The organism is Pseudomonas sp. NBRC 111124 (assembly GCF_001320245.1).
Lineage (GTDB): Bacteria > Pseudomonadota > Gammaproteobacteria > Pseudomonadales > Pseudomonadaceae > Aquipseudomonas.
Genome location: NZ_BCBA01000007.1, coordinates 82,649 through 109,189 on the forward strand (window position 1 = coordinate 82,649; position 26,541 = coordinate 109,189).

Consider the following 26,541-nt stretch of genomic DNA (forward strand, 5'->3'; position numbering starts at 1 on the left):
AACTCAAGTACGGGGTTTGACTGTTCCACAGTCGTTGCCGAGCCATACGGCCCGGGTGTTCATGCTGCCTTGCTGCTGAACGCCCGAGGCATTGAAGGTGCCGTTGACCTGGGTTGTGAATTCCTTGTCGCTGAGGAAAGTCGCCTGACCGGTGCCCTGGGCTTTGGGGCAGCTGAACTGAAACTTCCAGACATTGCCGGTGCGATCAGTAATTTTCTGCGTGCAGCCCGACTTCGGATCCTGCAGCGGAATGTCGTTGGTCTGAACCTGCTCAGGCGTCAGGCACGAACGCACGCCATTGCCGCCAATGGTAACGCCCTGCTTGGCCAACACTCCTTCCATCATGGCGCGCTGTTCCGGCGGCAGGTTCTTCAACTGCCCGAGCATGAATTGCATGTCGGGTAGCGGCTTGCCATCGACCTGCATGTTGCTGGTTGTCAGCTCCCACAGGCCAGGTTGCAACATCTGTGCATGCACCAGTGGGCTGCTCAGGCTAAGGGCCAGAGCCAACAGTGGCAGACGAATCTTCATCAACGAACGCTCCTCGAAAAACCGGCCAATGGGCCGGGTTCAGCCTTAGACGCCAAATCCGCTTTCAGGTTGCAAGGCGGACCTGGAACGTGTTCTGTTATCCGCTGTGTATTCGGCAAGCAGGATGCGTATGGATTACCACAGCCCCTACTTCTTCGGCTACGTGCTCGGCCTGGTTCACGTGCTTGGCATGATCGCCGCGTTGCATGCAGTGTTCACCGTGCGTACCGCCCAAGGCGCGATTGCCTGGGCCATGTCGTTGTTCTTTATTCCCTACTTCACGCTGATTCCCTACCTGGTGTTTGGGGCCCGCTCGTTCTACGCCTACATCCAGGCCCGGCGCCAGGCCAACCAGGAAATGCACGTGGCCATGGCCAGCCTCAACTGGCGACCCTGGGTAGAGGAAGCCCTCACTGCCAGAGAATCGGAAAGCTACGCGGCCTTGCGTGCCATGCCGAAACTCGGCCGAATGCCTTGCCTGGCTAATAACCAAGTGAAGCTGCTGATCAATGGCAAAGCCACCTTTGACGCGATCTTCTCCGCCATCGAGCACGCACGCGAAGCGGTACTGGTGCAGTTTTTCATCATCCACGACGACGCCCTTGGCAAAGACCTGCAGCAGTTGTTACTGCGCAAGGCGGCCGAGGGTGTGAAGGTATTCGTGCTGTACGACCGTGTCGGCAGCCATGCCCTGCCTGCCCGCTACAGCCAGGTGCTGCGTGATGGGGGTGTGCAGATCCACGCCTTTGCTACCCGTCGAGGATTGTTCAACCGCTTTCAGGTCAACTTCCGCAACCACCGCAAGATCGTCGTGGTCGACGGCCTGCTCGGTTTCATCGGTGGGCACAACGTGGGTGATGAGTACCTCGGCAAGAACCCGCACCTGTCACCTTGGCGCGATACCCATGTGCAGATCAGCGGGCCGGTGCTGGCCTGCCTGCAGGAGTCGTTCGCCGAAGACTGGTACTGGGCCACGCGCCAGCTGCCACCTTTGATCCTGCAGGATACCTACCCCGACAATGGCGTGCTTTGCCAAGCCCTGGCCAGTGGCCCGGCAGACCCGCAGGAAACCTGTTCACTGTTCTTCATCGAAGCCATCCACTCGGCAATAAAGCGGGTGTGGATCACCAGCCCCTACTTCATTCCGGACGAAGCCGTGTTTGCCGCCTTACGCCTGGCGGTGCTACGCGGGGTGGATGTGCGCGTGCTGATCCCCTCTCGGCCCGATCACAAGATTGTCTATGCGGCCTCCAGCCTGTTCGCCTTCGAAGCGGTTCGGGCCGGGGTACGTATGTTTCGCTATCAACCAGGGTTCCTGCACCAGAAGGTGGTGCTGGTGGATGATGAGGTCAGTGCGATCGGCAGCGCCAATCTGGACAACCGCTCGTTCCGGCTCAACTTCGAGATCACCTTGCTGACCGTGGACCGCCTGTTCGCCGACCAGGTGGAGGCAATGTTGCTGGACGACTTCGAAGAGGCCCGTGAAATCACTGCAGAAGACAGCCGCGATACCCACCGTGTTCAGCAGTTAGGGATGCGCATAGCTCGGCTGATTTCACCCATTCTCTAAATGAAGAAGGGGCCGCTTTTGCGGCCCCTCTGCAGTCGTCATAACTGTTCAGCGATAAAGATCTTCCCGCGTCCAGGGCAGATCATGGTGACCATCGGCATATGGCTTCACGGCCAGAATCTGATGCAGGTTGATCCAGCCCTTCTGGAATGCGTAGGCACAGCCGGCCAGGTACAGACGCCAGATCCGCAGCGTCTTCTCCGGCACCAGCGCCGCCGCCTTGTGCAGCTGGTTCTCCAGGTTTTCGCTCCAGTGATGCAGTGTCTTGGCATAGTGCAGGCGCAGGCTCTCGACGTCCACCACCTCCAGCCCCGCCTCACAAATGCTGGCGGTGATCATCGACAGATGCGGCAGCTCGCCATTGGGGAATACGTAACGGTCGATGAAGTCACCCGCCCCTCGCCCGACAGGTCGGCCATCGATGTGCTTGGCAGTGATGCCATGGTTCATCACCACGCCACCTTCGCGCACGGCGCCGAACAGCTTCTGGCAATACAGGGGCAGGTTGGCATGGCCAACGTGCTCGAACATGCCAACGCTGACCACCTTGTCGAAACGGCCATCCTGGGGCAGGTCGCGGTAGTCGAGAATCTGCAGGTCGACCCGCTCGGACAGCCCTTCGGCCTTGACCCGTTGCCGTCCGAGTTTCAGCTGTTCTTTGCTCAAGGTAATGCCGAACACCTTGGCACCATATTCGCGAGCGGCAAAACGAGACAAGCCGCCCCAGCCGCAACCCACGTCCAGCAGATAGTCACCGGCATCCAGGCGCAGCTTGCGGCATAAGTGGTCGAACTTATCCTGCTGGGCCTGATCGAGGGTATTGTCCGGCTCGCGGAAGTAAGCGCAGGAATACGCCATGTCCTGATCCAGCCACAGCTGGTAGAACTCATTGGAAACATCATAGTGGTAGGAAATGGACTGGGCGTCGGTGTTCTTGTCGTGGGCCAGACGCTGCGGCGGTGTCTCATCCTCGCCGGTCAACAGTGCTTCGCTGAGCTCGTCGCATACGCGGATCGCTTCGCCGATGTCGCCTTCAAGCTCCAGCTTGCCCTCCACGAACGCGGTGCCCAGCTGGTCCATGCTTGGATGTGTCAGCTGTGAGATCAGCTGTGGGTCCTTGACCAGGATGGTGACCTGCGGGCTTGGTCCCAGATCGAACTGGTTGCCATCCCACAGCTTGAACCGCAGTGGCAGGTGCAGGCTCTGCAGTGCCGGTGGAAGTTGAGCAAGCATGAACACCTCTCCCTATCGCTATCCCTAAAAGACCACGACGTCTGATAGTTCGAACGCCGTCGGATCAGAGTAGTTCATTCGTGGGAGGTTTCCTCTAACCGAGACCAAGGTCTAGAACCAACTGATCTGATGAAAGCAAGGGATTGTATACAATCCGCGCTTCTCAGCTTAACCTTATGCCCCTCTCGCGCTTCCTCATCTGGAGTACAAAACCCATGAAATCCTATGACGTGGTGATCATCGGCGGCGGCCCTGGCGGCTACAACGCAGCGATCCGCGCTGGCCAACTGGGCCTGAGTGTCGCCTGCGTGGAAGGCCGCTCGACCCTCGGTGGCACCTGCCTTAACGTCGGTTGCATGCCATCCAAGGCGTTGCTGCACGCCTCCGAACTTTATGAAGCCGCAAGCGGCGACGAGTTCGCCCACCTCGGCATCGAAGTGAAGCCAACGCTCAACCTCGGCCAGATGATGAAGCAGAAGGACGAGAGCGTGACCGGCCTGACCAAGGGCATCGAGTACCTGTTCCGCAAGAACAAGGTCGACTGGGTGAAAGGCTGGGGCCGCCTGGATGGCGTCGGCAAGGTCATCGTCAAGGCAGAAGATGGCAGCGAGACCACGCTGCAGGCCAAGGACATCGTCATCGCCACCGGCTCCGAGCCCACTCCTCTGCCCGGCGTGACCATCGACAACCAGCGCATCATCGACTCCACCGGTGCCCTTGCCCTGCCGCAGGTACCCAAGCACCTGGTGGTGATCGGCGCTGGCGTCATCGGCCTGGAACTGGGTTCGGTGTGGCGCCGGCTGGGTGCACAGGTCACCGTGATCGAGTACCTGGACCGCATCTGCCCAGGCACCGATGAAGAAACCGCCAAGACCCTGCAGAAAGCCCTGGCCAAGCAAGGCATGGCCTTCAAGCTTGGCAGCAAGGTCACCCAGGCGAAGACAGAAACCGACGGTGTCAGCCTGACCCTCGAGCCGGCTGCCGGCGGTGCCGTCGAAACCCTGCAAGCTGACTACGTGCTGGTCGCCATTGGCCGCCGTCCTTATACCAAGGGCCTGAACCTGGAAAGCGTTGGACTGGAAACCGACAAGCGCGGCATGCTGAGCAACGAGCACCACCGCACCTCGGTCCCGGGTGTATGGGTGATCGGCGATGTCACCTCCGGCCCGATGCTGGCGCACAAGGCTGAAGACGAAGCGGTCGCCTGCATCGAGCGCATCGCCGGCAAGCCCCATGAAGTGAACTACAACCTGATCCCCGGCGTGATCTACACCCGCCCGGAACTGGCTACCGTCGGCAAGACCGAAGAGCAGCTGAAGGCCGAAGGCCGCGCCTACAAGGTCGGCAAGTTCCCCTTCACCGCCAACAGCCGCGCCAAGATCAACCACGAGACCGAAGGCTTCGCCAAGGTCATCGCCGATGCCAACACCGATGAAGTGCTCGGCGTGCACCTGGTCGGCCCGAGCGTCAGCGAGATGATTGGCGAGTTCTGCGTGGCCATGGAGTTTGCCGCCTCGGCTGAAGACATCGCCCTCATCTGCCACCCGCACCCCACCCGTTCCGAAGCGCTGCGCCAGGCGGCGATGAACGTGCACGGCATGGCCATGCAAATCTGACCCCGCTGGCTCCGCCGGTTTTTTCGAAATACCATTGATGCACGCTTTCGATCAAACCAGCGGGGCCCCACCGGTTGAGCATCAACTTCGATCTGAATGACTTGCAAGCTTTCCGCGCTGTCGTTGAGCAAGGCAGTTTTCGCCGTGCGGCCGACACCATCCGTATTACCCAGTCAGCGTTGAGCCGGCGCATCGAGAAACTCGAGTCGGCGCTGGGCGTGAAGTTGCTCGAACGGACCACGCGCAAGGTGTCGCTGACCAACGTCGGGCGCGCCTTCCTGCCCCAGGTCGAACGCCTGCTGGACGACCTGGACCTGGCGCTGCTCAGCGTCGGGGACGGTGGCTCACTGCGCACCGGCACCCTGACCATCGCCTGTGTGCCGTCAGCCGCCTACTACTTCATGCCCCATGCGATCCGCGCCTACCATGCGCTGTACCCGAAAGTACGCATCAACCTGTACGACGCCTCCGCCAACGAGGTGAGTGCCGCCCTGGCCTCCGGCGAAGCAGACTTCGGCCTCAGCTTCACGGGCAATCTCGCTCCGGAGATCGAGTTCAGCGACTTGCTGGAGGAGCAGTACGTCATCGCCTGCCGCCACGACCATCCCCTGGCCAAGCAGGATAAGGTGACCTGGGCACAAGCCTACGAACATGACTACATCAGCCTGGGTAAGTCGTCTGGCAATCGCCTGGTACTGGACCGGGCGTTGGCCGGCATGCAGGTGAGCAAAGAGAGTGTCTGCGAGGCAAGGCATGTGACCACCCTGCTGGGCCTGATCGAAGCGGGCCTGGGTATTGCTGCGGTGCCATCGATTGCGCTGCCGATGTCACCTCATCCAATTTTGGCCAGCGTTGCACTGGTCGAACCGCAGGTCAGCCGCAAGATGGGCCTGCTCAAGCGCCGCGGCCGCACGCTGACGCCTGCGGCACTTGAGATGGTAAGGCTGATTCGGGAATTGCCCGGCGTATTACCGGGCGACTGAATCCAGGCCGGTGGCACGTACGTCAGGCTGCACGGCAGGTGAGGCCAGGTACTGCAGAAGCTGTTTCGCCTCGGCAGGGTGCTCGGCGCCTTTTGGAACAGCGGCAGCGAAACGGGTGACCGACTGCAGGCTCTCCGGAATCTTGCCAACGAACGTCACACCTGACACGGGCAGCAACTCGGCCACCTGCTGGAAACCAAGTTCATAGGTACCCTGAGCCACCTGCGAGGCCACGGGTATGCGCTCGACCATGGTGCTCTTGCCGACCAGGCGCTCCTCGATGCCCAACTTCTTGTACAGCTCCTTCTCGATATACACGCCACTGGCGCTATCCGAGTAGGCCACCGATTTTGCCGACAGCAGCGTCTGTTTCAGCTGATCGGGGGTGCCAATATCGGGTTTGGGCTGGCCCTGCTTGACCACCATACCGATGCGCGAGTCCGCCAGTTCGACGCGTGAAGCCGGGTCAACCTTACCCTGACGGATAAGCTCGTCCAGTGCATAGCCGACCATGATCACCACGTCGGCATGCTCACCACGAGCCAGGCGATTGGGGATTGCTTCGGGCGCCTTGCCCATCGAGGGCCCGAGCACGGTCACCAGTGTATCGCCGCTCTGCGCGGCATACTTGGGTGCCAGTTGCTTGTAGGCGGCGGTGAAGCCGCCCGAGGTCATTACGGTCAGTTCAGCAGCCTGGGCAAGGCTGCAGCCAGCCAGAAGAGCAGCGGCAAGTAACGCTTTCATCGAGTTCCTCATACGGCCACCGGTGCACGGTGGGCCAAGCGACGGTACAGCATCCAGGTGGCGACGAATGCACACAGCGCGGCAAACATCATCCAGTAGGCAGGTGCCGCCTTGTCATTGGTGACATGGATCATCCACGTCGAGATAGCCGGGGTGAACCCCCCGAACAGCGCAGTCGCCAGGCTATAAGCCAGCGAAAAACCGGCCACACGGACTTCCACCGGCATGATTTCGGTCAGCGCCGGGATCATCGCGCCGTTGTACATGCCATACAGGAACGAGAACCACAGCAGCACTTCAAGCATGTGGCCGAAGGTCGGTGCCTGGGCCAGATAAGACAGTGCCGGGTAAGCGGTGATCAAGGTCATCAGCGACATGGCCAGCAGCAGCGGCTTGCGTCCGAAGCGGTCGCTAAGGGCGCCACCGATGGGCAGCCAGATGAAGTTCGACACGGCTGTCAGCAAGGTTACAAGTAGCGCGTCACCGGTACTCAGTTGCAGCACGGTCTTGCCAAAGGTCGGCGCATACACGGTGATCATGTAGAAGGCCGTGGTGGTCATGGCCACCATCAGCATGCCGAACAGCACCATGCCGGAATTGGCAGCCAGCGTCGCCAGCACCTGCTTCATGGTTGGGCGATGTTCGCGGGCGGCGAACTCCTCGGTTTCCTGCAGGCTACGACGCAGCAGGAAGATGACCGGGATGATCATGCAGCCCACAGCAAACGGTATCCGCCAACCCCACTGGGTAATCTCGTCAGCAGTCAGCCACTCGTTGAGGCCAAAGCCGAGCGCCGCGGCCACGACGACCGCCACCTGCTGGCTGGCGGATTGCCAACTGGCGTAGAAGCCCCTGTGTCCAGGCGTTGCCATTTCGGCCAGGTACACAGACACACCGCCGAGCTCCGCGCCGGCCGAGAAACCTTGGAGCAAGCGCCCGATCAGCACCAGCGCCGGAGCCAGAAGCCCGATACTGGCGTAGCCGGGCACCAGCACGATCAGCAAGGTCCCACTGGCCATGATCGCCAAGGTAACGATCAGCCCTTTACGCCGGCCTACGTCATCAATGTAAGCACCCAGGATCACCGCACCCAGCGGGCGCATGAGGAAGCCTGCGCCAAACACAGCGAAGGTCATCATCAAAGAGGCGAATTCATTGGACGCAGGGAAGAAGGCCGCCGCGATATGCGTGGCATAGAAGCCGAACAGGAAGAAGTCGAATTGTTCGAGGAAGTTTCCGGACGTTACCCGGAAGACCATACCGGCCTTGGACTTGCCCTCGGGCACCGAGTGTGACGGCAGACTCATGGTGTGGATCTCCAGCGTTTCTTAATAATTGTAAGTGCTTATTTCTGGAATGATCGTCGAAAGCGGCGCTGGAGATAATCGTTCATTTTTCATTAATTGATGCGTGAGTGCGATCAATGAGGGGTGTGCTCGGGTTCGTGGCGCCGAGGATCCGAAATATTCACCGCTTAGAGGGGTTCGCGTTATTGTCCCAATCAACGGAACAATGATTCACTTTAAAGCCCAATTGTCTTGACCGATCTTGCGCTTCAGAATGGCTCCCATACCGCAGACAACGCCACCGGGCACAGCGCGGTGAGCCATTCGAACTCAAGAATCAGGAGCTACAAGATGAACAACTTCAAAGGTACAACTGCAGTCGTCGGTCGTGTGTTGCTGGCCGTGCTGTTCCTGCTCAGCGGCTTCAGCAAGCTGACCTCGCCCGAGGGCACCATCGCCTATATCGAATCGAGCGGACTGCCCTTCCCGCTACTGAGCTACCTGGCAGCACTGGGCGTTGAACTCGGCCTCGCGACACTGCTGATCATCGGCTTTCAGACCCGCATCGTCGCGGTGGTCATGGCACTGTTCACCGTGATGGCAGCCTTCGCCTTCCACAACAACCTGGCGGACCAAGGGCAGTTCATCAACTTCTTCAAGAACATCTCGATTGCAGGTGGCCTGTTGCAGATCGCAGCATTTGGCGGCGGTGCATTGAGCATTGATGCGCTGATCGGCAAGATCAAAGGGAAGACCCTACTGAAAGCAGCTTGAACCTCACTGATCGCACAAATGAAAAAGCCCCGGCATCGAGCCGGGGCTTTGGTTTTTCCAGATGGAAAACGCTTATTCCACCGTCACCGACTTCGCCAGGTTACGCGGCTGATCGACGTCAGTGCCCTTGAGCACTGCCACGTAGTACGACAGCAGCTGCAGCGGGATGGTGTAAAGAATCGGCGCCAGTTCGTCGACGATGTGTGGCACCTTGATCACGTGCGTACCTTCGCCGTTGCTCATGCCGGCATTCTCGTCGGCGAACACCACCAGCTCACCGCCGCGGGCACGCACTTCCTGCAGGTTGGACTTGAGTTTCTCCAGCAGTTCGTTGTTCGGCGCCACGGTCACCACGGGCATGTCGTTATCCACAAGCGCCAGCGGGCCGTGCTTGAGCTCACCGGCCGGGTAGGCCTCGGCGTGGATGTAGGAGATTTCCTTGAGCTTCAGCGCACCTTCCATGGCCACTGGATACTGAGCACCGCGGCCGAGGAACAGGGTGTGGTGCTTGTCGGCGAACAGCTCGGCGGTTTTCTCCACGGTGCTGTCCATGGCCAGGGCTTCACCCAGGCGCGCTGGCAGGCGGCGCAGTTCTTCGACCAGCCCGGCTTCGACGCCCGCTTCGAGGGTGCCGCGCACTTGGCCCAGGGCCAGGGTCAGCAGCATCAGCGAGACCAGCTGGGTGGTGAACGCCTTGGTCGAGGCCACGCCGATTTCCGGCCCGGCCAGGGTCAGCAGGGTCAGGTCGGACTCACGCACCAGCGAGCTGATGCCGACGTTGCAGATCGCCAGGCTCCCGAGGAAGCCCAGTTCCTTGGCGTTGCGCAGGGCGGCCAGGGTATCGGCGGTTTCGCCAGACTGGGAGATCGAGACGAACAGGGTGTCCGGCTGCACCACTACCTTGCGATAACGGAATTCGCTGGCCACTTCGACCTGGCAAGGAATGCCAGCCAGGCTTTCCAGCCAGTAACGGGCGACCATGCCGGCGTGGTAGCTGGTACCACAGGCCACGATCTGCACGTTGCGCACTTTGGCGAACAGCTCGGCAGCCTGGGGGCCGAAAGCCTGCACCAGCACATGGTCCTTGCCCAGGCGGCCTTCCAGGGTACGCTGGACCACGGTCGGCTGCTCGTGGATCTCTTTGAGCATGAAGTGGCGATAGGCACCCTTGTCGGCGGCTTCGGCGCCTTCGTGGTATTGCACGGTTTCGCGCTGCACTGGGTGGCCAGCCTGATCCCAGATCTTCACCTGGTCACGGCGGATCTCGGCGATGTCGCCCTCCTCCAGATACATGAAACGGTCGGTGACCTGGCGCAGGGCCAGTTGGTCGGAAGCCAGGAAGTTCTCGCCGTGGCCCAGACCGATCACCAGCGGGCTACCGCTGCGCGCGGCGACGAGGCGGTCAGGCTGTTTCACGCTGATCAGTGCCAGGCCATAGGCACCGTGCAAGCGCTTGACTGCGGATTTCAGCGCATCGGCCAGGTCCGGGACAGTCTTCAGGGTGTGGTGGATCAGGTGCACGATGACTTCGGTATCGGTCTGCGAGGTAAACACGTACCCCAGACCTTTCAGCTCTTCACGCAGCTCTTCGTGGTTCTCGATGATGCCGTTGTGCACCACCGCCACTTCGTTACCGGAGAAATGCGGGTGGGCGTTGCCTTCGGTCGGCGCACCGTGGGTGGCCCAACGGGTGTGGGCGATGCCCAGCTGGCCGGTCAGTGGCTCGGCAGCGACAGCGGCTTCCAGCTCGGCGACTTTGCCAATGCGGCGGCGGCGCTGCAGTTCGCCCTGCTGAGTGTAGACGGCCAGGCCGGCACTGTCGTACCCACGATACTCAAGACGCTTTAGGCCTTCGATGAGAATGGCCGTGATGTTGCGCTCGGCTACGGCACCAACGATTCCACACATGATTATTGCTCCTGGCTGATCGCGGCGCAGATCAGGTTGATGCCGCGGGCTTGAATCTGTTCGCGTGCCGCTACGGGCAGGCGCTCGTCTGTAATAAGGGTGTGCACGCTGCCCCAAGGCAGCTCGAGATTGGGGATCTTGCGCCCGACCTTGTCCGACTCGACCATCACGATCACTTCACGGGCCACCTCGGCCATCACTCGGCTGAGGCCAAGCAGCTCATTGAAGGTGGTGGTGCCGCGCTGCAGGTCGATGCCGTCAGCACCGATGAACAGCTGGTCGAAATCGTAAGAGCGTAGGACCTGCTCGGCCACCTGACCCTGGAACGACTCCGAATGCGGGTCCCAGGTACCACCGGTCATCAGCAGCACCGGCTCATGTTCGACCTCGCTGATGGCACGGGCCACATTCAGCGAGTTGGTCATCACCACCAGTCCCGGTTGGCGACCGAGCTCCGGGATCATCGCGGCGGTGGTGCTGCCGCTGTCGATGATGATCCGCGCATGTTCGCGTATACGCCCGACCGCAGCACGGGCGATAGCCTTCTTGTAGGCAGAGACCGGTTGCGCGGGTTCACTGAGCATTTCCTGCGGTACTGGCACCGCACCGCCGTAGCGGCGCAACAGCAGACCGTTGGCCTCCAGCGCAGCAAGATCCTTGCGGATGGTCACTTCCGACGTTTCGAAACGCTTGGCCAGGGCGTCGACACTCACCTCGCCCTGCTCGCTGAGCAGGGCCAGGATGTTGTGGCGGCGCTGGGGAGTGTTTCGTTTCGACATGGGCGGTTAAGTTTCGATTCGAAAGATAGTGGTTGCAATCAAAACCTAAGATGGCCGGTTCGTCAAGCTGTGGATAAAATATTCTGACCAGCCGCGTTTTGCATCTGCCAATAAAAAAGCCGACTTATGCACATAAGTCGGCTTCGATAGTGATAGCTGTGTATAACTTAGCTTTTCTTGATCTTCTCCGGCCGCTTCCAGCCCGAGATATTACGCTGGCGCGCTCGTGCCACTGCCAGGTCACCCGCTTCGACGGCCTGAGTAATGGTCGAACCGGCTGCCGTAGTCGCACCGGCCTTGATTTCCACAGGCGCCACCAGCGAGTTATTGGAGCCGATGAACACATCCTCACCCATCACGGTCTTGAACTTGTTGGCGCCATCGTAGTTGCAGGTGATGGTGCCGGCGCCAATGTTGGTACGTGCACCGATCTCGGCGTCGCCCAGGTAGGTCAAGTGGCCGGCCTTGGCGCCTTCACCCAGGTAGGCGTTTTTAAGCTCGACGAAGTTACCCACATGGGCCTTGGCTTCCAGCACGCTGCCCGGGCGCAGGCGGGCGAACGGGCCGGCATCGCTGCCCTCACCCATCACTGCACCGTCGAGGTGCGTGTTGGCCTTGATGATCGCGCCCTTGCGTAGGGTGCTGTCCTTGATCACGCAATTCGGACCGATCTGCACGTCGTCCTCGATGACCACCTTGCCTTCGAGAATCACGTTGATGTCGATCAGCACATCGCGACCCACGGTCACTTCGCCACGTACATCGAAGCGCGCCGGGTCGCGCAGGGTAACGCCCTGGGCCATCAGCCGGCGGCCTTCGCGCAGCTGGTAGTGGCGCTCGAGCTCCGACAGTTGGCGACGGTCATTGGCGCCCTGCACTTCCATCGGATCGTGCGGCTGTTCGGTGGCAACCACCAGCCCATCGGCTACCGCCATGGCGATGACATCAGTGAGGTAGTACTCGCCTTGGGCATTGTTGTTGGACAACCTGCCCATCCAGTCGGACAGCCGTGCGGCCGGCATGGCCAGGATGCCGGTGTTGCCTTCCTTGATCGCCTTCTGCGCTTCGCTGGCGTCCTTGTGCTCGACGATGGCGGTCACCTGGCCTTCGCCATTACGCACGATGCGGCCATAGCCGGTCGGATCCTGCAGGGTCACGGTGAGCAGGCCCAGCTGCTTGTCACTGACCTTGGCCAACAGGCGCTGCAGGGTTTCTACTTCGATCAACGGCACATCGCCATAGAGCACCAGCACCGTGTCGGCAGTGATCGCTGGCAATGCCTGCGCAACGGCATGGCCCGTCCCCAGCTGCTTGTCCTGCAGAACGAAATTCAGGTCGTCGGCTGCCAGGCGCTCACGTACGAGCTCGGCACCGTGGCCGATGACCACATGAATGCCTTGCGGCTGAAGCTGGCGCGCGCTGTGGATAACGTGGCCGAGCATGGAGTTGCCGGCTACCGGGTGCAGTACCTTGGGCAGCGCGGAGCGCATGCGGGTACCTTGGCCGGCGGCGAGAATGACGATATCGAGGGACATTGACTGGCTACCAATCCTGGGCGGTCAGGGATGACCGAAGCGGGGAATTCAGAAAAGAAAAAGGGTAGCCGAGGCTACCCTTTAACTCAATCACAACGGAAGTATGCGGCCTGGACCGATTACTTGCCTCTGCGCATTTGCTGGACGGTACGCAGCTGAGCTGCAGCCTCGGCCAGACGTGCGGCAGCAGCACCGTAGTCGAAGTCCGAGCTTTTCGCATTCAGGGCGTTCTCAGCAGCCTTGAGGGCTTCCTGAGCCTGAGCTTCGTCCAGATCGGCAGCGCGCTGCACGGTGTCGGCAAGAACCTTGACCATGTTCGGCTGCACTTCGAGGAAGCCACCGGAGATGTAGAACACCTCACGATCGCCACCTTGCTTGGTCAGCGTGATCGGACCAGGCTTGAGATTGGTGATCAGCGGGGCATGGCCTGGAGCGATACCAAGATCGCCCAGGTTGCCGTGTGCTACTACCATCTCGACCAGGCCGGAGAAGATTTCTCCTTCCGCGCTGACGATATCGCAATGGACTGTCATAGCCATCTGCTTGCCTCAACCTGATTAGCGCCCCTTGCGGGGCGCCGGGATTACAGTTTCTTGGCTTTCTCGATCGCTTCGTCGATGCTGCCGACCATGTAGAACGCTTGTTCTGGCAGGTGGTCGTAGTCACCTTTGAGGATGCCGCTGAAGCCAGCGATGGTGTCTTTCAGGGAAACGTACTTGCCTGGCGAACCGGTGAAGACTTCGGCCACGAAGAACGGCTGCGACAGGAAGCGCTGGATCTTACGAGCGCGGGCTACCAGTTGCTTGTCGCTTTCGGACAGTTCGTCCATACCCAGGATCGCGATGATGTCCTTCAGCTCTTTGTAGCGCTGCAGAACATACTGAACGCCACGAGCGGTGTCGTAGTGTTCGTTGCCGATCACGTTCGGGTCCAGCTGGCGCGAAGTCGAGTCCAGTGGGTCTACCGCTGGGTAGATACCCAGGGAGGCGATGTCACGGGACAGAACGACGGTGGCGTCCAAGTGGGCGAAGGTGGTCGCTGGCGACGGGTCGGTCAAGTCGTCCGCAGGTACGTATACGGCCTGAACGGAGGTGATCGAACCTTCTTTGGTCGAAGTGATACGCTCTTGCAGAACGCCCATCTCTTCAGCCAGGGTCGGCTGGTAACCTACTGCCGAAGGCATACGGCCCAGCAGTGCGGAAACTTCGGTACCGGCCAGGGTGTAACGGTAGATATTGTCGACGAACAGCAGAACGTCGTTACCTTCGTCACGGAACTTCTCAGCCATGGTCAGGCCGGTCAGCGCTACGCGCAGACGGTTTCCTGGTGGCTCGTTCATCTGACCGTAGACCAGCGCTACCTTGTCGAGAACGTTGGAGTCCTTCATCTCGTGGTAGAAGTCGTTACCCTCACGAGTACGCTCACCCACACCAGCGAACACGGAGTAACCGCTGTGTTCCATGGCGATGTTACGGATCAGTTCCATCATGTTTACGGTCTTGCCGACACCGGCACCACCGAACAGACCAACTTTACCGCCCTTGGCGAACGGGCAAACCAGGTCGATAACCTTGATGCCGGTTTCCAGCAGGTCGTTGCCGCCTGCCTGGTCAGCGAACGAAGGCGCTGGCTGGTGGATACCGCGACGCTCTTCTTCGCCGATCGGGCCGGCTTCGTCGATCGGGTTGCCCAGTACGTCCATGATACGGCCCAGGGTGGCCTTACCAACTGGAACGGAAATGGCAGCACCGGTGTCAACGACATCCAGACCGCGCTTCAGGCCTTCGGTCGAGCCCATCGCAATGGTACGAACCACGCCGTCGCCCAGCTGCTGCTGAACTTCGAGGGTGGTTTCCGCGCCTTGTACTTTCAGCGCGTTGTATACACTCGGTACGACGTCACGTGGGAATTCCACGTCGATGACGGCGCCGATGATTTGAACGATACGTCCGCTACTCATAGCTGGATCCTCTGAATTTTTGAACCGTTAAACCGCGGCAGCGCCGCCGACGATTTCCGAGATCTCCTGGGTGATCGCAGCCTGACGCGCCTTGTTGTAGATCAACTGCAGCTCTTTGATCAAATCACCGGCGTTGTCTGTGGCGTTCTTCATGGCGATCATCCGGGCTGCTTGTTCAGCAGCGTTGTTCTCGACCACCGCCTGGTATACCTGCGACTCCACGTAACGCACCATCAAGCCGTCCAGCAGCTCTTTTGCGTCGGGTTCGTACAGGTAATCCCAGTGATGCTTGAGATCCTGATCCGGGGTTGCCACCAACGGTACCAATTGCTCGACCGTCGGTTTTTGGGTCATGGTGTTGATGAACTTGTTCGAAACCACCGAAAGGCGATCGATACGGCCGTCCAGGTAGGCGTCCAGCATCACTTTGACGGAGCCGATCAGATCGTTGATCGATGGCTCTTCGCCCAGGTGGCTGATCGCGGCTACAACGTTGCCGCCAAAGATGCGGAAGAAAGTCGCACCCTTGCTGCCGATCACGCACAGGTCGATTTCAACGCCCTGTTCGCGGTTTTCGTTCATGTCCTTGACCAGGGCCTTGAACAGGTTGGTGTTCAAGCCACCGCACAGACCACGGTCACTGCTCACCACGATATAACCGGCGCGCTTTACAGGGCGCTCGATCATGAACGGGTGGCGGTATTCCGGGTTGGCGTTGGCCAGATGACCGATCACCTGGCGGATACGCTCCGCGTAAGGACGGCTAGCAGCCATGCGCATTTGTGCCTTGCGCATCTTGCTGACCGCCACTTTCTCCATGGCGCTGGTAATTTTTTGCGTGCTTTTGATGCTCGCAATCTTACTGCGAATCTCTTTTGCGCCTGCCATGTATCACCTATCAGGTTAGCAAGCGGGGGCCTGAGCCCCCGCTGCGGCTTACCAGGTCTGGGTGGCCTTGAACTTCTCGAGACCGGCTTTCATGCCAGCGTCGATTTCGTCGTTGAAGTCACCCTTCACGTTGATCTTCGCCATCAGTTCGGCGTGATCACGGTTGAAGTAGGCGATCAGCGCTTGCTCGAAGCTACCGACCTTGGAGACTTCCACGTCAGTCAGGAAACCACGCTCAGCGGCGTACAGCGACAGAGCCATGTCCGCGATGGACATTGGCGCGTACTGCTTCTGCTTCATCAGCTCGGTTACGCGCTGACCATGCTCCAGCTGCTTGCGGGTCGCTTCGTCCAGATCGGAAGCGAACTGGGCGAATGCAGCCAGTTCACGGTACTGAGCCAGAGCGGTACGAATACCACCGGACAGCTTCTTGATGATCTTGGTCTGAGCGGCACCACCAACGCGCGATACCGAAACACCGGCGTTCACTGCAGGGCGGATGCCCGAGTTGAACATGGCCGATTCCAGGAAGATCTGACCGTCGGTGATGGAAATCACGTTGGTCGGAACGAACGCGGAAACGTCGCCAGCCTGGGTTTCGATGATCGGCAGGGCGGTCAGGGAACCGGTCTTGCCAGTGACTGCGCCGTTGGTGAACTTCTCTACGTACTCTTCCGAAACGCGCGATGCACGCTCCAGCAGACGGGAGTGGAGATAGAACACGTCGCCTGGGTACGCTTCACGTCCTGGTGGACGGCGCAGCAGCAGGGAGATCTGACGGTAGGCAACAGCCTGCTTGGACAGGTCATCGTAAACGATCAGGGCATCTTCACCGCGGTCACGGAAGAACTCGCCCATGGTGCAGCCGGCGTATGGCGCCAGGAACTGCAGTGCGGCGGATTCCGAAGCACTGGCAACAACCACGATGGTGTTGGCCAGGGCGCCGGCTTCTTCCAGCTTGCGAACGATGTTGGCAACGGTGGAACGCTTCTGGCCGACAGCAACATAAACACAGAAAATACCGGAGTCTTTCTGGTTGATGATGGCGTCGATGGCCATGGCGGTCTTGCCGATCTGACGGTCACCGATGATCAGCTCGCGCTGGCCACGGCCGACAGGGATCATGGCGTCGACGGACTTGTAGCCAGTCTGTACAGGCTGGTCTACCGACTTACGCCAGATCACGCCTGGAGCCACTTTTTCGACCGCGTCGGTCTGGGTGTTGCCCAGAGGACCTTTGCCGTCGATCGGGTTACCCAGTGCGTCAACGACGCGACCCAGCAGTTCCTTACCAACCGGAACTTCCAGGATGCGGCCGGTGCACTTGGCGCTCATGCCTTCGGCGAGGGTGTCATAGGCACCCAGGATCACTGCACCTACGGAGTCTTGCTCCAGGTTCAGGGCCATGCCGAATACGCTGCCAGGGAACTCGATCATTTCGCCGTACATGACGTCGGCCAGACCGTGGATCCGCACGATACCGTCGGATACCGAAACAACGGTACCTTCGTTACGGGCTTGGGAGCTCACATCGAGGTTGTCGATGCGGCCCTTGATGATTTCACTAATTTCGGAAGGATTGAGTTGCTGCATTGCTCTGCTGCCCCTTCAAACTCAAGATTTCAATGCTTCGGCCAGTTTCGCGATTTTGCCGCGAACAGAGCCATCGATTACCAGGTCACCAGCGCGGATGACGACGCCGCCAATCAGGCTGGCATCCTCCGACGCGTGCAGGCGAACTTCCTGGCCTAGCCGTGCACTGAGAACCTTGGCGAGTTTGTCTTGCTGTTCTTGGTTCAACGCGAAGGCACTGGTGACTTCCACGTCCACGGATTTCTCTTGCTCGGCCTTGTACAGGTCGAACAGAGCGGCAATCTCCGGCAGAAGCAGGAGACGGTCGTTTTCCGCGGCAACATGAATGAAATTCTGTGCCTGTGCATTGAACTTGTCACCGCACACGTCAATGAACGTGGCGGCCTTTTCTGCGCTCGTCAGTCGCGGGGCCTTGAGCAGGCGCTGCATGGTGTCGTCTTGCGACACCGCAGCAGCCAGGCCGAGCATGGCTGACCAATTGGCCAGTTGCTGATGGGCCTGGGCATGCTCAAAGGCAGCCTTAGCGTAAGGTCGGGCCAACGTGGTCAGTTCTGCCATGATCGCCCTCGCTTAAATTTCAGCGGCCAGTTTGTTAACCAGCTCCGCATGCGCGTTTTGATCGATTGTGGCGCCAAGGATCTTTTCAGCACCGCCAACAGCCAGGGCACCCACTTGGGCACGCAGGGCGTCTTTAGCGCTGTTCAGTTCCTGTTCGATCTCGGCCAGAGCCTGAGCCTTCACACGGTCAGCTTCGACGCGGGCCTGGTCACGGGCTTCCTCGACAAGCTGAGCAGCGCGTTTCTTGCTTTGCTCAATGATTTCGGCTGCCTGTGCTTTAGCTTCACGCAGTTGCTGACCCACTTTCTCTTGGGCCAGCTCCAGGTCGCGAGCTGCGCGGTTGGCAGCGTCCAAGCCGTCGGCAATCTTCTTTTGACGCTCTTGCAGAGCAGTGATGACCGGAGGCCATACGTACTTCATGCAGAAGAGGACAAAAATCAGGAAGGCAACGGATTGGCCAATCAGGGTTGCATTAATGTTCACGCCAACACCTCGCTCGGTCTTAATTCATCACAGCCATCAACTCGTGGTTACGAGTGATTAGCCGGCGATCTGACCAACGAACGGATTCGCGAAGGTGAAGAACAGAGCGATACCAACACCGATCATGGTCACGGCGTCCAGCAGGCCGGCAACGATGAACATTTTGACCTGCAGCATCGGAACCATCTCAGGCTGACGAGCAGCGCCTTCCAGGAACTTGCCGCCCAGCAGGCCGAAACCAATGGCGGTACCCAGAGCACCCAGGCCGATCAGCAGAGCAACAGCGATAGCGGTCAGACCAACTACAGTTTCCATCTTTCCTCCCGACTTTTACGTCGTATTGGTTAGGTTTTTAAGTTGAAGCGGTAAAACAAATCGTTTGGTACAGCTGCCCTTGCGGACTTTTAAAGCCCTCCCCCCAAACGAGCGGGGAAGGCTACAAGACACGCCAGGCGGTCTTAATGGTTATCTTCATGAGCCATCGACAGGTAGACGATGGTCAGCATCATGAAGATGAAAGCTTGCAGCGTGATGATCAGGATGTGGAACACAGCCCACGCCCACTGCAGCACGATACCCAGGCCGCTCAGCCAGAGGATGCCGGCGCCGAACATCACGGCGATCAGGATGAACACCAGCTCGCCGGCGTACATGTTGCCGAAAAGACGCAGTGCCAGCGAGATCGGCTTGGCGATCAGGGTGACGAATTCCAGCAGGAAGTTCACTGGGATCAGCAGGATCTGAACGAAGATGTTCTTGCTGCCGAACGGGTGCAGGGTGAGCTCACCGATGAAGCCGCCCAGGCCCTTGATCTTGATGCTGTAGAAAATGATCAGGGCGAACACGCAGAAGGCCATGGCCAGGGTCGCGTTCGGGTCAGTGGTCGACACGGCGCGGAACGGAATGTGCGGATCACCGGAGATCTTCATGGCCAGCTGAGGAATCCAGTCGACCGGTACCAGGTCGATGGCGTTCATCAGGAACACCCATACGAAGATGGTCAGTGCCAGCGGAGCGATGACCGGGCTACGGCCGTGGAAGGAATCCTTCACGCTGCCGTGGACGAAGTCCACCATCACTTCAACGAAGTTCTGCAGACCGCCTGGTTGGCCGGAAGTCGCCTTCTTGGCCGCCATGCGGAAGATGAACAGGAAGATCAGACCCAGCGCGACGGACCAACCCAGAGTGTCCAGGTGGAACGCCCAGAAGCCCATTGCCTTGGCTTCTGCAGCCGAATGGGCAAAGCCCCAGCTGCCGTCTGGTAGTTGACCGTAGGTCAGGTTCTGCAAGTGGTGCTGGATATAGCCCGAAGCGGTTTCTGCTGCCATGGTTGCCTCAAACGCCCTAAGGTCTCGAAAGTCTTTTATTCATCAGCAGGGGCGCGAACCAGCTGACCAAAAGGGTCAACACGAAGACGCCGAATACTGCTAACGGCGCCAGTGGCTTCACTCCTGCGAAGGTCAGTGCAAAAAGCACTGCCGTCAAAATCATCTTGCCTGCTTCGCCCGCGTAAAACGACTTGACGATAGCTTGTGCCGCCCGAGCTCCGCTGAAGCGAAAAGCCTTCCAGGCGAAATACACATTGGGCAGCCAGGCAATCAAACCTCCGCAAAGGCCTGAGTATCCACTGACCGCCCCTTTCCACTGCCACAACACCAAAGTTGCCAGCAGTAGTACGACGAATTGAGCCAGCAGTACCGGAAAAACCGCCCAGCGATGGAAAGGCAGGCGGTTTGGCGTGCGGATTTCCATCACAACTGCTCCTCGGAAGTCGACCAACAAGTCAGCTATGACTTGGCATAATTTGTGCCGACAAAATGCGCGCAGAGTATAGGGGTGGATTAACCCCTATTCAACTCTTCGGTAGTGATTTCCGACTGCGCGCTACAACGGGAATTGTTTCAGCGGATGTGAGCAAGCACGCCTTGCAACTCGTCAAGCGAGTTGTAGCGAATAACCAATTGGCCTTTGCCCTTGTTGCCGTGGCGTATCTGCACGGCAGAGCCCAGGCGCTCTGCGAGCCGCTGTTCAAGGCGCGCGATGTCCGGATCAGGTTTGCTCGGTTCGACCGGCTCAGGCTTGCCGCTGAGCCACTGACGCACCAGTGCCTCGGTTTGGCGCACGGTGAGCCCACGTGCGACAACATGACGCGCCCCCTCTTCCTGACGTTCTTCCTCGAGGCCGAGCAATGCCCGCGCGTGGCCCATTTCCAGATCGCCGTGGGCGAGCATGGTCTTGATTGCCTCAGGCAGCGAGATCAAGCGCAGCAGGTTGGCCACGGTCACGCGCGACTTGCCCACAGCATCGGCCACCTGTTGCTGGGTCAGCTCGAACTCCTGTTGCAGGCGCTGCAGGGCCAGGGCTTCTTCCAACGGGTTGAGGTCTTCGCGCTGGATGTTCTCGATCAGTGCCATTGCGATGGCGGCTTCGTCCGGCACTTCGCGCACCATCGCCGGGATGGTGTCGAGGCCGGCCTGCTGGGTGGCGCGCCAGCGACGCTCACCGGCGATGATTTCGTAGCGGCTACCGTCGATCGGACGGACCACGATCGGCTGCATCACCCCATGGTTGCGAATCGAGTGCGCCAGCTCTTCGAGTGCCTCGGGGTCCATGTCGCGGCGTGGCTGGTATTTGCCACGCTGGATCAGGTCGACGGGCAGGTGTTGCAGTTCTTTCTGGTCGATCTTCACAGCCTGCTCTTCGAGCGCGCTGACGGACGGACCACTGAGCAGTGCATCCAACCCACGTCCGAGACCCCGTTTCTTAACGGCCATGCGGATTCCTTAAGTTGTTTGTGCAGTGCGGGATTGACGGCGTTGACGGCGTACCAGTTCCCCGGCCAGGGCCAGGTAGGCCAGTGCGCCACGCGATTGCTTGTCGTAGGCCAGCGCCGGCATGCCGAAGCTCGGGGCCTCGGCCAGGCGGATGTTACGCGGGATGACCGTGTCGTACAGCTGCTCGCCGAAATGTTCCTTGAGCTGCGCTGAAACATCGTTGTTCAGGCTCAGGCGCGGGTCGTACATGGTCCGCAGCAGGCCTTCGATCTTCAGCTGCGGGTTCAACCGGGCAGCGATACGCTTGATGTTATCCACAAGGTCACTCAGACCTTCCAGTGCGTAGTACTCGCACTGCATTGGGATGATCACGCCATCGGAGGCGACCAGCGCGTTGAGCGTGAGCATCGACAGCGACGGCGGGCAGTCGATGAGGATGAAATCGTAGTTTTCGCGGATCGGTGCCAGCGCATTGCGCAGGCGGCTCTCCTTGACCTGCATTTCCAGCAGCACGACTTCCGCGGCGGTCAGGTCGCGGTTGGCCGGCAGCAGCTGGTAGGCGCCATGCTCGGAATAGTGCATGGCCTGGGCAAGGTCGCATTCCCCGATCAGCAGGTCATAGACCGAATGTTCGAGTTCGTGTTTGTCCACACCGCTGCCCATGGTCGCGTTGCCCTGGGGATCGAGGTCGATCAGCAGCACACGACGCTTGGTCGCGGCCAGCGATGCTGCGAGGTTGATACAGGTAGTGGTCTTACCGACACCACCTTTCTGGTTCGCGATTGCGAATACCTTAGCCATTGTTGCGTGTGTTCCCAATCAAGCCTTGCGGCGCAGTATCAGCAGATGGCGCTGGCCCTGGCAACCTGGAACGGTCAGGGCCTGCTCGCTTTCCACTGTGAAGTCTGCGGGCAATGCTACCAGTTCATCGGCAGGATGCAGCCCCTTCATTGCAAGCCATTGCGTCCCGGTGTCGCCCAGATGGCGGGTCCAGTTGGTGAAGTTCTCCATGCTGCTGAAGGCGCGGGAGATGATTCCGCTGAACGGTAGCGAAGGCTGGAAGGCTTCGACCCGGCTGTGGATAACCGTGAGGTTGTCCAGTTTCAGTTCCATTTTCACCTGGGTCAGAAAGCGGGTTTTCTTGCCATTGGCGTCCAGCACCGTCACCTGTTTGTGCGGATGCAGGATAGCCAAAGGGATGCCGGGCATGCCACCGCCACTACCGACATCCAGCCAGTTGGCGCGTTCGCTGTGGATAAACGACATGACGCTGAGGCTGTCGAGCAGATGGCGGGAAACCATCTCGTCAGGATCGCGGACGGCAGTCAGGTTGTAGGCTTTGTTCCATTTGATCAACAGGGCCAGGTAGCCCAGCAGCTTTTCGTGCTGCTCGGCGCTCAACTCGACACCGAGCTGGCGCGCACCTGTGGACAACTCTTCGGCGTGTTGCGGGGTGACCTGGGAACTCAAGCGCTTTGCTCCAATTCGCGGCCAGCGCCGCGTTTTTTCAGATGAATCAGCAACAGGGAAATCGCCGCGGGGGTAACGCCGGGGATTCGCGAAGCTTGGCCAAGGGTCTCTGGACGTGTCTGGCCGAGCTTGCCCTGGATTTCCTTCGAGAGCCCGGAAATCGTGGTGTAGTCGATATCCACAGGCAAACGGGTGTCTTCACTGGCGCGTAGGCGGGCGATCTCGTCCTGCTGGCGATCGATATAGCCGGCGTACTTGGTCTTGATCTCGACCTGCTCGGCAACCTGTGGATCGATTTGCGCACCGCCGGTCGCTTCGATCAGCCCCGCATAGTCGATCTCTGGCCGGGCCAGCAGGTTGAGCAGGCTGTATTCGTGGCTCAGCGGGGTGCCGAACTTATCCACAATGGCTTGGCCTTGCTCGGTATTCGGGCGCACCCAAGTCGACTTCAGGCGCTGCTCTTCGCGCTCGATGCCGTCGCGCTTGGCGCAGAACGCGGCCCAGCGATCGTCGTCGATAAGGCCGAGCTCACGACCTTTTTCGGTCAGGCGCAGGTCAGCGTTGTCTTCGCGCAGGATCAGCCGGTACTCGGCACGCGAAGTGAACATGCGGTACGGCTCCTGGGTGCCCAGGGTAATCAGGTCGTCGACCAGTACGCCGATGTATGCCTCGTCGCGGCGCGGGCACCAGCTTTCGCGGCCTTGCGCACGCAACGCGGCGTTGGTGCCGGCCAGCAGGCCTTGGGCGCCGGCTTCTTCGTAACCAGTGGTGCCGTTGATCTGGCCGGCGAAGAACAGGCCACCGATCACTTTGGTCTCGAGGCTGTACTTGAGGTCACGCGGGTCGAAGTAGTCGTACTCGATGGCATAGCCCGGGCGGACGATGTGGGCGTTTTCCATCCCGCGGATCGAGCGCACCAGCTCCAGCTGTACATCGAATGGCAGCGAAGTGGAAATACCGTTGGGGTACAGCTCATGGGTGGTCAGGCCTTCCGGCTCGATGAACACCTGGTGGCTTTCCTTGTCGGCGAAGCGGTGAATTTTGTCTTCGATCGACGGGCAATAGCGCGGGCCGACACCTTCGATCACACCGGAGTACATCGGCGAACGGTCGAGGTTCGACGCAATGATCTCGTGGGTGCGGGCGTTGGTGTGGGTAATCCAGCAGCTCACTTGGCGCGGGTGCATGGCTGCGTTGCCCATGAACGACATTACTGGGATCGGCGTGTCACCTGGCTGCTCGGTCATGACCGAGAAGTCCACGGAGCGCCCATCGATACGCGGTGGGGTACCGGTTTTCAGGCGGCCGACGCGCAGTGGCAGTTCACGCATGCGGTGAGCCAAGGCAATCGACGGCGGATCGCCGGCGCGACCACCGGAATGATTCTGCAGGCCAATGTGGATAAGGCCACCCAGGAAAGTACCGGTGGTCAACACCACGGATTCGGCGAAGAAGCGCAGGCCCATCTGGGTCACAACACCTTTGACCTGGTCCTGTTCGACAATCAAGTCGTCGCAGGACTGCTGGAATATCCACAGGTTCGGCTGGTTTTCCAGGATCTCGCGGACCACCGCCTTGTAGATGGCACGGTCGGCCTGCGCACGGGTGGCGCGTACGGCCGGGCCCTTGCGGTTGTTCAGTATGCGGAACTGGATGCCGCTCTTGTCGGTGGCCAGCGCCATGGCGCCGCCGAGCGCATCGATCTCTTTGACCAGATGGCTTTTGCCAATACCACCGATGGCGGGGTTGCAGCTCATGTGACCGAGGGTTTCCACGTTATGGGTCAACAGCAGGGTTTTCACACCCATGCGTGCTGACGCAAGCGCAGCCTCGGTACCGGCATGGCCGCCGCCGATGACGATCACTTCAAAACGGGAAGGGAAATCCACCACGCACCTCGTGCCTGTTTTTGCGAATAGAGAAGGTAAGCGGACAAGTATAGGGACTTCACCCCCTTTAAAGAAACCGTCTGAGCAAATTTTGACCAGTCTGTGGATGAGTGGCAGACAACAGAAATCAAAGAGAAGAAATTTATAAAAGCTTTGTTTTTATGTTTATTCTTATGCACAGTCTTATCTGTGGATAAGGTTCTGTAATCCTTTCTTTATCTGATGTACAGAGGAATTGAAACCTGTGGCTTACCGGCCATAAGGGTTATGGATAAGGTCTTTTAGCCTGTGGATTAAATGCCTATTTACCCACAGGCGGATTTGTCCTCAGAAAAAAAGCCTGTTTATCAAGAGGGCTGATGCTGGGTTTTCCACAGGGCTCCTGAACTGGAAATCGTGTCTGTGGATGATTTTATGTAGCGCTTAAATGGCTTCTTCGCAGCTAAAGCCGCTCCTGCCGAGGTCATAGAGGTTCTTGAAAGATCCGACGAGTGGATAAATTGCGGGCAAAAAAAAGCCGCTCCCGAAGGAGCGGCCTTGGATTAGCCTGGCTGTGGCTTACTTACCGATGCAGAAACTGGAGAAGATTCGCCCCAGCAAGTCATCGGAACTGAAGGCACCAGTGATCTCACCCAGCGCCTGCTGTGCCTGACGCAGGTCCTCCGCCAGCAATTCACCCGCGCCAGCCAGGATCAGCTGTGCGCGGCCATGCTCCAGGTGCGAACTGGCCTGGCGCAAGGCATCCAGATGGCGCCGGCGGGCGCTGAAACCGCTCTCGGCGGTCTGTTCATAACCCATGCAGGCCTTGAGATGATCACGAAGCAGCTGCAAGCCTTGATCGTCACCCTTGGCACTCAGGGTGATGGTCACGTGGCCGTCGTCGCACAGCTCCAGCCCTACCCGCTCACCGCTGAGGTCCGCCTTGTTTCGGATCAGCGTGACCTTGGCCGGGTCTGGCCGCTGGTCGAGGAACTCAGGCCACAGCGCGAACGGATCGCTGGCTTCTGGCGCGGTGGAGTCCACCACCAGCAGCACCCGGTCGGCCTCGCCGATAGCCTTCAGCGCGCGTTCCACACCAATCTTTTCCACATGATCGTCGGTATCGCGCAGGCCAGCGGTGTCGACCACATGCAGCGGCATGCCGTCGATGTGGATATGTTCCCGGAGAATGTCCCGGGTAGTGCCAGCGATGTCGGTGACGATTGCCGCTTCACGACCCGCCAGCTGGTTCAGCAAGCTCGACTTGCCCGCATTCGGCCGGCCGGCGATCACCACGGTCATGCCGTCACGTAACAAGGCGCCCTGCCCGGCCTCGCGCTGCACAGTGGATAACACGGTACGCACTGCATCGAGCATCGCCAGCACATGGCCATCGGCGAGGAAGTCGATTTCTTCTTCGGGGAAGTCGATCGCCGCCTCGACATAGATACGCAAGGCAGTCAGCGCTTCGGTCAGGCTGTGTACGCGCTTGGAGAATTCCCCCTGCAGCGAGCGCAAGGCGTTGCGCGCGGCCTGGCTGGAGCTCGCTTCAATCAGGTCGGCGATCGCTTCGGCCTGGGCCAGGTCGAGCTTGTCGTTGAGGAACGCGCGCTCGCTGAATTCACCAGGACGGGCCAGCCGGCAGCCGACTTGTACACAGCGTTGCAGCAGCATATCGAGAACCACCGGGCCACCGTGGCCCTGCAGCTCCAGTACATCCTCGCCAGTAAAGGAGTTGGGGCCAGGGAAGAACAGCGCGATGCCTTCATCCAGCACCAGGCCCTCCTCGTCACGGAACGGCCCGTAATGGGCGTGGCGTGGCGTCAGGGTACGACCAGTGATCAGTTGCCCAGCCTGGCTCGCCAGCGGCCCGGATAGCCTGACGATGCCCACACCTCCGCGGCCCTGGGCGGTGGCGATGGCGGCGATGGTTTCACGCACAGTGTTCATGCTCGAAAGCCTCTACGACAAAAACGACAGATAGCAAA

The 26,541-nt window shown here is 59.8% G+C and carries 25 protein-coding genes; 4 read left to right on the top strand and 21 right to left on the bottom strand.

Features of this window, described 5'->3' with window-relative positions; translation table 11 throughout:
• Positions 1-3: 3 nt before the first annotated feature.
• Positions 4-531 (bottom strand): DUF3617 domain-containing protein, encoded by a 528-nt coding sequence (locus tag APH28_RS04035; protein WP_060507749.1) that lies wholly within the window; start codon positions 529-531, stop codon positions 4-6.
• 130 nt (positions 532-661) lie between these two features.
• Here APH28_RS04035 and cls point away from each other — a divergent pair, with 130 nt between their 5' ends.
• Positions 662-2,101 carry a cardiolipin synthase gene (gene cls, locus APH28_RS04040; RefSeq protein ID WP_060507750.1) on the top strand — a complete coding sequence of 480 codons (1,440 nt, stop codon included), beginning with the start codon at positions 662-664 and terminating at the stop codon, positions 2,099-2,101.
• A gap of 48 nt (positions 2,102-2,149) precedes the next feature.
• Here the strand turns inward: cls and cfaB are convergent, their stop codons facing one another.
• Positions 2,150-3,334 (bottom strand): C17 cyclopropane fatty acid synthase CfaB, encoded by a 1,185-nt coding sequence (cfaB, locus tag APH28_RS04045; protein WP_060507751.1) that lies wholly within the window; start codon positions 3,332-3,334, stop codon positions 2,150-2,152.
• Positions 3,335-3,549: 215 nt separating this feature from the next.
• On the opposite strand from cfaB, the gene lpdA reads away from it, so the two are divergent.
• Both lpdA and APH28_RS04055 read left to right on the top strand, forming a co-directional pair.
• A complete protein-coding gene (gene lpdA, locus APH28_RS04050; protein ID WP_060507752.1) occupies positions 3,550-4,950 on the top strand; it encodes a dihydrolipoyl dehydrogenase in 1,401 nt (466 codons plus the stop codon).
• Positions 4,951-5,024: 74 nt separating this feature from the next.
• Complete coding sequence (locus tag APH28_RS04055; RefSeq protein WP_060507753.1) at positions 5,025-5,933, top strand: LysR family transcriptional regulator; 909 nt, start codon at positions 5,025-5,027, stop codon at positions 5,931-5,933.
• On the opposite strand, the gene APH28_RS04060 is transcribed toward APH28_RS04055, so the two are convergent.
• On the bottom strand, positions 5,919-6,689 hold the full coding sequence (locus APH28_RS04060) for a substrate-binding domain-containing protein (protein WP_060507754.1): 771 nt from the start codon (positions 6,687-6,689) through the stop codon (positions 5,919-5,921). The genes APH28_RS04055 and APH28_RS04060 overlap by 15 nt on opposite strands.
• Positions 6,686-7,984: an MFS transporter gene (locus APH28_RS04065; protein ID WP_060507755.1), complete on the bottom strand. Its 1,299-nt coding sequence runs from the start codon at positions 7,982-7,984 to the stop codon at positions 6,686-6,688. Before APH28_RS04065 ends, APH28_RS04060 begins: the two co-directional genes overlap by 4 nt.
• Positions 7,985-8,314: 330 nt before the next feature.
• Between APH28_RS04065 and APH28_RS04070 the strand changes: the two genes are divergently transcribed.
• Positions 8,315-8,737 (top strand): DoxX family protein, encoded by a 423-nt coding sequence (locus tag APH28_RS04070; protein WP_082432257.1) that lies wholly within the window; start codon positions 8,315-8,317, stop codon positions 8,735-8,737.
• Between the two features lie 72 nt (positions 8,738-8,809).
• Here APH28_RS04070 and glmS read toward each other — a convergent pair whose 3' ends face one another.
• The 17 genes from glmS to mnmE all read right to left on the bottom strand — a co-directional run bounded on the left by glmS (position 8,810) and on the right by mnmE (position 26,503).
• Positions 8,810-10,645 carry a glutamine--fructose-6-phosphate transaminase (isomerizing) gene (gene glmS, locus APH28_RS04075; RefSeq protein ID WP_060507756.1) on the bottom strand — a complete coding sequence of 612 codons (1,836 nt, stop codon included), beginning with the start codon at positions 10,643-10,645 and terminating at the stop codon, positions 8,810-8,812.
• A 2-nt stretch (positions 10,646-10,647) separates the two neighbouring features.
• Positions 10,648-11,424, bottom strand: a complete 777-nt coding sequence (locus APH28_RS04080) for a DeoR/GlpR family DNA-binding transcription regulator (protein ID WP_027917103.1) — start codon at positions 11,422-11,424, stop codon at positions 10,648-10,650.
• A 167-nt stretch (positions 11,425-11,591) separates the two neighbouring features.
• On the bottom strand, positions 11,592-12,959 hold the full coding sequence (gene glmU, locus APH28_RS04085) for a bifunctional UDP-N-acetylglucosamine diphosphorylase/glucosamine-1-phosphate N-acetyltransferase GlmU (RefSeq protein ID WP_060507757.1): 1,368 nt from the start codon (positions 12,957-12,959) through the stop codon (positions 11,592-11,594).
• A 119-nt stretch (positions 12,960-13,078) separates the two neighbouring features.
• Positions 13,079-13,498, bottom strand: coding sequence for a F0F1 ATP synthase subunit epsilon (locus tag APH28_RS04090; RefSeq protein ID WP_060507758.1), 420 nt, complete (start codon positions 13,496-13,498; stop codon positions 13,079-13,081).
• A 44-nt stretch (positions 13,499-13,542) separates the two neighbouring features.
• The gene (gene atpD, locus APH28_RS04095) at positions 13,543-14,919 is read right to left on the bottom strand and encodes a F0F1 ATP synthase subunit beta (RefSeq protein WP_008092236.1); all 1,377 of its coding nucleotides are present in this window, start codon (positions 14,917-14,919) and stop codon (positions 13,543-13,545) included.
• Positions 14,920-14,946: 27 nt separating this feature from the next.
• Complete coding sequence (atpG, locus tag APH28_RS04100; RefSeq protein ID WP_013974905.1) at positions 14,947-15,807, bottom strand: F0F1 ATP synthase subunit gamma; 861 nt, start codon at positions 15,805-15,807, stop codon at positions 14,947-14,949.
• A 48-nt stretch (positions 15,808-15,855) separates the two neighbouring features.
• Complete coding sequence (atpA, locus tag APH28_RS04105) at positions 15,856-17,400, bottom strand: F0F1 ATP synthase subunit alpha (protein WP_060507759.1); 1,545 nt, start codon at positions 17,398-17,400, stop codon at positions 15,856-15,858.
• 21 nt (positions 17,401-17,421) lie between these two features.
• A complete protein-coding gene (locus tag APH28_RS04110) occupies positions 17,422-17,958 on the bottom strand; it encodes a F0F1 ATP synthase subunit delta (protein ID WP_003253191.1) in 537 nt (178 codons plus the stop codon).
• A gap of 12 nt (positions 17,959-17,970) precedes the next feature.
• Positions 17,971-18,441, bottom strand: a complete 471-nt coding sequence (locus APH28_RS04115; RefSeq protein WP_027917106.1) for a F0F1 ATP synthase subunit B — start codon at positions 18,439-18,441, stop codon at positions 17,971-17,973.
• Positions 18,442-18,498: 57 nt separating this feature from the next.
• A complete protein-coding gene (atpE, locus tag APH28_RS04120; RefSeq protein ID WP_003097235.1) occupies positions 18,499-18,756 on the bottom strand; it encodes a F0F1 ATP synthase subunit C in 258 nt (85 codons plus the stop codon).
• Between the two features lie 143 nt (positions 18,757-18,899).
• Positions 18,900-19,769 (bottom strand): F0F1 ATP synthase subunit A, encoded by an 870-nt coding sequence (gene atpB / locus APH28_RS04125; protein ID WP_060507760.1) that lies wholly within the window; start codon positions 19,767-19,769, stop codon positions 18,900-18,902.
• Between the two features lie 16 nt (positions 19,770-19,785).
• The gene (locus APH28_RS04130) at positions 19,786-20,193 is read right to left on the bottom strand and encodes a F0F1 ATP synthase subunit I (protein WP_008092225.1); all 408 of its coding nucleotides are present in this window, start codon (positions 20,191-20,193) and stop codon (positions 19,786-19,788) included.
• 149 nt (positions 20,194-20,342) lie between these two features.
• Positions 20,343-21,215: a ParB/RepB/Spo0J family partition protein gene (locus APH28_RS04135; protein ID WP_060507761.1), complete on the bottom strand. Its 873-nt coding sequence runs from the start codon at positions 21,213-21,215 to the stop codon at positions 20,343-20,345.
• Between the two features lie 9 nt (positions 21,216-21,224).
• A complete protein-coding gene (locus APH28_RS04140) occupies positions 21,225-22,016 on the bottom strand; it encodes a ParA family protein (protein ID WP_060507762.1) in 792 nt (263 codons plus the stop codon).
• Positions 22,017-22,034: 18 nt separating this feature from the next.
• Positions 22,035-22,685 (bottom strand): 16S rRNA (guanine(527)-N(7))-methyltransferase RsmG, encoded by a 651-nt coding sequence (gene rsmG, locus APH28_RS04145; protein ID WP_060507763.1) that lies wholly within the window; start codon positions 22,683-22,685, stop codon positions 22,035-22,037.
• Positions 22,682-24,574: a tRNA uridine-5-carboxymethylaminomethyl(34) synthesis enzyme MnmG gene (gene mnmG, locus APH28_RS04150; RefSeq protein WP_060507764.1), complete on the bottom strand. Its 1,893-nt coding sequence runs from the start codon at positions 24,572-24,574 to the stop codon at positions 22,682-22,684. The genes rsmG and mnmG overlap by 4 nt, the downstream gene beginning before the upstream one ends.
• 558 nt (positions 24,575-25,132) lie before the next feature.
• Complete coding sequence (gene mnmE / locus APH28_RS04155) at positions 25,133-26,503, bottom strand: tRNA uridine-5-carboxymethylaminomethyl(34) synthesis GTPase MnmE (protein WP_060507765.1); 1,371 nt, start codon at positions 26,501-26,503, stop codon at positions 25,133-25,135.
• Positions 26,504-26,541: the final 38 nt, after the last annotated feature.

Excerpts from the sequence above, each read along its gene's own strand:
- APH28_RS04035 (WP_060507749.1), bottom strand. The coding sequence starts at position 531 with ATGAAGATTCGTCTGCCACTGTTGGCTCTGGCCCTTAGCCTGAGCAGC.
- cls (WP_060507750.1), top strand. The coding sequence starts at position 662 with ATGGATTACCACAGCCCCTACTTCTTCGGCTACGTGCTCGGCCTGGTT.
- cfaB (WP_060507751.1), bottom strand. The coding sequence starts at position 3,334 with ATGCTTGCTCAACTTCCACCGGCACTGCAGAGCCTGCACCTGCCACTG.
- lpdA (WP_060507752.1), top strand. The coding sequence starts at position 3,550 with ATGAAATCCTATGACGTGGTGATCATCGGCGGCGGCCCTGGCGGCTAC.
- APH28_RS04060 (WP_060507754.1), bottom strand. The coding sequence starts at position 6,689 with ATGAGGAACTCGATGAAAGCGTTACTTGCCGCTGCTCTTCTGGCTGGC.
- APH28_RS04065 (WP_060507755.1), bottom strand. The coding sequence starts at position 7,984 with ATGAGTCTGCCGTCACACTCGGTGCCCGAGGGCAAGTCCAAGGCCGGT.
- APH28_RS04070 (WP_082432257.1), top strand. The coding sequence starts at position 8,315 with ATGAACAACTTCAAAGGTACAACTGCAGTCGTCGGTCGTGTGTTGCTG.
- glmS (WP_060507756.1), bottom strand. The coding sequence starts at position 10,645 with ATGTGTGGAATCGTTGGTGCCGTAGCCGAGCGCAACATCACGGCCATT.
- APH28_RS04080 (WP_027917103.1), bottom strand. The coding sequence starts at position 11,424 with ATGTCGAAACGAAACACTCCCCAGCGCCGCCACAACATCCTGGCCCTG.
- glmU (WP_060507757.1), bottom strand. The coding sequence starts at position 12,959 with ATGTCCCTCGATATCGTCATTCTCGCCGCCGGCCAAGGTACCCGCATG.
- APH28_RS04090 (WP_060507758.1), bottom strand. The coding sequence starts at position 13,498 with ATGGCTATGACAGTCCATTGCGATATCGTCAGCGCGGAAGGAGAAATC.
- atpD (WP_008092236.1), bottom strand. The coding sequence starts at position 14,919 with ATGAGTAGCGGACGTATCGTTCAAATCATCGGCGCCGTCATCGACGTG.
- atpG (WP_013974905.1), bottom strand. The coding sequence starts at position 15,807 with ATGGCAGGCGCAAAAGAGATTCGCAGTAAGATTGCGAGCATCAAAAGC.
- atpA (WP_060507759.1), bottom strand. The coding sequence starts at position 17,400 with ATGCAGCAACTCAATCCTTCCGAAATTAGTGAAATCATCAAGGGCCGC.
- APH28_RS04110 (WP_003253191.1), bottom strand. The coding sequence starts at position 17,958 with ATGGCAGAACTGACCACGTTGGCCCGACCTTACGCTAAGGCTGCCTTT.
- atpE (WP_003097235.1), bottom strand. The coding sequence starts at position 18,756 with ATGGAAACTGTAGTTGGTCTGACCGCTATCGCTGTTGCTCTGCTGATC.
- atpB (WP_060507760.1), bottom strand. The coding sequence starts at position 19,769 with ATGGCAGCAGAAACCGCTTCGGGCTATATCCAGCACCACTTGCAGAAC.
- APH28_RS04130 (WP_008092225.1), bottom strand. The coding sequence starts at position 20,193 with ATGGAAATCCGCACGCCAAACCGCCTGCCTTTCCATCGCTGGGCGGTT.
- APH28_RS04135 (WP_060507761.1), bottom strand. The coding sequence starts at position 21,215 with ATGGCCGTTAAGAAACGGGGTCTCGGACGTGGGTTGGATGCACTGCTC.
- APH28_RS04140 (WP_060507762.1), bottom strand. The coding sequence starts at position 22,016 with ATGGCTAAGGTATTCGCAATCGCGAACCAGAAAGGTGGTGTCGGTAAG.
- mnmE (WP_060507765.1), bottom strand. The coding sequence starts at position 26,503 with ATGAACACTGTGCGTGAAACCATCGCCGCCATCGCCACCGCCCAGGGC.